Origin of the sequence: Kitasatospora sp. NPDC059722 (genome assembly GCF_042733235.1) — a bacterium.
Lineage (GTDB): Bacteria > Actinomycetota > Actinomycetes > Streptomycetales > Streptomycetaceae > Kitasatospora.
Map to the genome: position 1 here is coordinate 1 of NZ_JBHWGD010000232.1, position 3842 is coordinate 3842.

Sequence of the window (3842 nt, forward strand, 5' to 3'; positions counted from 1 at the left end):
CGGGGGGGGCCGGGGCCGAGTTTGCCGTTGGCGCCTAGTTTGCGGAGCGACAGGTCGGGGGCTTGAATCGAGCCGCCCCGGCCGCCGTTCAACCCGTCCACCCGGCCCGCGAGTTCGGCGAGCAGCCGGTGCGGCGCGGCGCCCCGGGAGAGCACGTGGCCGTGGCCGCGGTGGGTGCTGGTGAGCCGGTCGGTGGGGCCGAGCGCGGAGCAGACGCCGACCGCGACGGCCTCCTGTCCGATGTACGGGTGGATGCCGCCGGGGATCGCGCCGGCCCTCACGAGGGCGAGCGCGAGTTCCTCGAAGCCGCGGATCAGCCGCAGCATCCGGTACCGCTCGGCGGGCGTGTCGAGCGGCGCCGTCGTGGCGGCCGTGCCCGTCACAGCGCCCCTTGCCAGATCGCCGGGCAGAAGTCCGGGTCGGCGTAGTCGGGCCGGCCGTCGGCGGTGCGGCGGACCAGCACGTCGTGGTTGTAGACCACCGGGCCGCCGTCCGGCCGCTCGTGGCGGCGGTAGGCGTTGGCGCCGTCCTGGAGGTGCAGCGAGACGGCCCGGCGGGGGAAGGACGCCAGGTTGGGGCCGCTGCCGTGGTAGGTGCGGCAGTGGTGGAAGCTCATGTGGCCGCGCGGGATCGGCATCGGGACCTTCCGCACCTGCTGCCCGTTGTGGGCGGCGTTCGCGGCGAGGATGGCCTCCAGCTCGGAGCCGTCGCGGTCGGCGAAGTGCCGGGTGGAGTCCTCGCCGGAGGCGAGCTCCTGCCAGCGGTGACTGCCGTCGATCATGGTGATCGTGCCGTTCTCGTCGCCGCAGTCGTGGAAGGGGATGAACGCGGTGAGCATCTCCTCCGAGGTGCAGGTCTGCCAGTAGTGCTTGTCGAAGTGCCACGGCACCCGGTTGGTGGGCTCCTCGGGCACCGGCGGCTTGTAGATCAGGGTGGCCTGGAAGATCCGGATCTCCTCGGCCCCGGCGAGCAGCGCGGCGACGGCGCCGACCAGCGGCTTGCGCAGGACCGCGCCGATCGCGTCGCTCTCGTAGTGGACGTAGTCGTTGTGCCGCTGGACCGGGCCGTCCGCCGGCGTCCAGGAGGCCAACCGGGCCGGACGGACGGGGAGTTCGCGGTCGCGGTGGCCCGCGTAGTAGAGCTCGGTGGCGGCCTGGAGGGAGTCCAGCTCGGCGTCGCTGAACAGCCTGTGGGACAGGTACCAGCCGTACGTCCGGTAGTGGTCGACGTCGTCGGGGGTGGGCAGCAGCGCTCGTTCGGCGTCGGTGAGGTGGAACTCTGCGGTGGTCACTGATGTGCCTTTCGAGGGTGGGCCGGGCGTGCCTTTCGAGGCCGGTCGGTCACCGGGCGGCGGCCGAGCTCTGCCGCTCGACGGCCTCGTACAGGGCCCTGATGTTGGCGGTGCCGAAGGTGCCGGCGCCCTGGCGCTCGATGAGCTCCAGGAAGTACGTCCGCCGGGGGTGGGTGGAGCGGGCGAAGATCTGGAAGAGCTGCCCGCCGTGGTCCTGGTCGACCAGGACATGCAGTTCGCGCAGCGTCCCCACCGGGATGGCGGTCTCGCCGAACCGCTCGGCGAGGGCGTCGAAGTAGGCGTCAGGGGTGCTCAGGAACTCCACGCCGCGGGCCCGGATCGTGCGGACGGCGGTCGCGATGTCGGTGGTGCGGAAGGCGAGGTGCTGGACGCCGGCGCCCTCGTTGGCGGCGAGGAACTCGTCGATCTGGCCGGGGCGCCGGCCGGTGTCCGGCTCGATCAGCGTGAAGGTGACCTCGCCGGAGGCGCTCTGCACGACGCTGGAGTCCATGGCCTGCTCGCCCACCTCGATGTACTCGCCGAAGATCCGGTGGAGGCCGAGCGCCGCCTCGCAGAACCTTACGGCGTCCGCGAGTTGGCCGCCGGGGACGCAGATCGCGACGTGGTCGAGGGCGTCCAGCAGCCCGGGCGCGGACGCTCCGCCGCCGAGCGGCACGAACCGCAGCGCGACGTCGCCGAAGCCGGCGACCAGTGCGCCGTCGCGGTCGAGTACCCGGGCGCCGTGCCGCTCGGCGCGCTCCACGGCCGCCTGCGGGTCCTCGCAGCCGAGCGCGAGCACGGCGACGCCGTCCCCGTGCCGGGCGACGAACTCGGCGACGGGGTGGCCGGGCCGGGCTGCCGAGACGAGGTGCAGGCGGATGTCGCCCTGGTGGACGCGGACGGTGCGCAGGCCGTCGGGCGAGGTCTGCGGGGCGTCGGCGGCGAAGCCGTAGTCGGCGCGCAGCCCGGCGGCCGTCCTGTCGGCGTCCGCGCACGCGAACTCGACATGGGTGATGGTCTGGATGGACAACGGGATCTCCCCCTCGGGAGCGACGAAGAACGGGTAACGGCCGGTGGCGGCGGGCTACTTGGCGCGCCGGGTGGACGCCGGGCCGAGGATCAGGCTGAGGTTGTGGCCCCCGAAGGCGAAGGCGTTGCTCAGCGCCGCGCGCACCGGCGCGGTCCGGGCCGCGCCCCGGACGTGGTCGAGGTCGCAGGCCGGGTCGGGGTCGGCCAGGTTGCGGGTCGGCGGCAGCGTTCCCCGTGCCACCGCGAGCGCGGTCACCGCGGCCTCCAACGCGCCTGCGGCGCCCAGGAGATGCCCGGTCGCTCCCTTGGTGGAGGAGACGGCCGGCGGCTGCGGCCCGAACACGGCGCGCAGTGCGGCGGTCTCGGCGGCGTCGCCGAGCCTGGTGCCGGTGCCGTGCGCGTTCACGTAGTCGATGTCGCCGGGCGCGAGGCCCGCGTTGGCCAGCGCGGCGCGCATCGCGTCGGCGGCGCCCGCGCCGTCGGGGCGGGGCATGGTCGGGTGGTGGGCGTCGGTGGAGGCGCCCCAGCCGAGGACGTCCGCGTACCCGGCGGCGCCGCGCGCGTCGGCGTGCCCGGCGCGCTCCAGGACGAGGACGGCGCTGCCCTCGCCGAGCACGAAGCCGTTGCGGCGGGCGTCGAACGGCCGGCTCGCCTCCTCCGGATCGTCCCAACCCTGGGCCAGTGCACGGGCGTTGGTGAAGGCGGCGGCGATCGTCGGGTGCAGCGAGGACTCCGTCCCGCCGCACACCACCACGTCCGCGTCCCCGGCCCGGATCAGCCGCAGGCCCTCGGCGACCGCCTGGGCGCCCGCCGCGCAGGCCGTCACGACGGCCGAGCTGTAGCCGCGGATCCCGTGCTTGATGGCGATCCGGGCGGTCGCCATGTTGGAGAGCATTCCCGGCAGCAGGTACGGGCTGACGCCCGGGCGGCCGCGCTCCAGGCGGCGGTGCGACTGCTGCTCGAAGGTTTCGAGCCCGCCCCCGCCGGTGGCCAGCACGACGGCCGTCCGGTGCGGGTCCACGTCCCGCCCGACGACCAGGCCGGCGTCGGCGAGCGCGTCGTCCGCGGCGGCCAGGGCGAGCAGCACGAATCTGTCCACGCAGCGGGTCTCGGTGGGCGGCAGCACCTCGCGGCCGTCCACCGGCGGCGCGATCCCGGCGACCGGCAGCCAGCCGTGGGCGGGATGTCCCTCGGGCACGGCGCTCAGGCCCGAGCGGCCCGCCGCGAGGGCGTCGAAGACGTCGGCGGGCTTGCGGCCGAGCGGCGAGACGAGCCCGAGGCCGGTGACGACAACGCTCATGCCCGCACCTCCGCCAGGTGGCGCTCCCGCAGCAGGACCTTGCGGACCTTGCCGGTCGGGCCGAGCGGGAGGTCGTCGGCGCGGACCACGAGCACCCGGCGGACGGTCGCCGCGGCGGCCTCGTCCAGGGCGGCGACGACGTCCTTCGTCCGGTCGGCGGCCGGGTCGGCGCCGTCGGAGAGGAGGAGCAGCACGTCGGTGACGACGCGCTCGCCGTCCCGG

General features: G+C 75.0%; 4 protein-coding genes and 1 pseudogene. All 5 read right to left on the reverse strand.

What is annotated here, in order from left to right:
• A partial coding sequence (locus ACFV4F_RS42765; RefSeq protein ID WP_380511324.1) for a thiamine pyrophosphate-dependent enzyme occupies window positions 1-383 on the reverse strand: 383 nt, incomplete at its 3' end.
• Window positions 380-1291, reverse strand: coding sequence for a phytanoyl-CoA dioxygenase family protein (locus ACFV4F_RS42770; RefSeq protein WP_380439880.1), 912 nt, complete (start codon window positions 1289-1291; stop codon window positions 380-382). The genes ACFV4F_RS42770 and ACFV4F_RS42765, both read right to left, overlap by 4 nt.
• A gap of 49 nt (window positions 1292-1340) precedes the next feature.
• On the reverse strand, window positions 1341-2321 hold the full coding sequence (gene hppD, locus ACFV4F_RS42775; protein WP_380511327.1) for a 4-hydroxyphenylpyruvate dioxygenase: 981 nt from the start codon (window positions 2319-2321) through the stop codon (window positions 1341-1343).
• Window positions 2322-2375: 54 nt separating this feature from the next.
• Window positions 2376-3620, reverse strand: coding sequence for a beta-ketoacyl-[acyl-carrier-protein] synthase family protein (locus ACFV4F_RS42780; protein WP_380511330.1), 1245 nt, complete (start codon window positions 3618-3620; stop codon window positions 2376-2378).
• Window positions 3617-3842 (reverse strand): annotated as a pseudogene (locus ACFV4F_RS42785) (long-chain fatty acid--CoA ligase); the annotation flags it as partial. The gene ACFV4F_RS42780 and the pseudogene ACFV4F_RS42785, both read right to left, overlap by 4 nt.

Bases quoted from the DNA above. Each gene is read 5' to 3' on its own strand.
- ACFV4F_RS42780 (WP_380511330.1), bottom strand. From the start codon at position 3,620: ATGAGCGTTGTCGTCACCGGCCTCGGGCTCGTCTCGCCGCTCGGCCGC.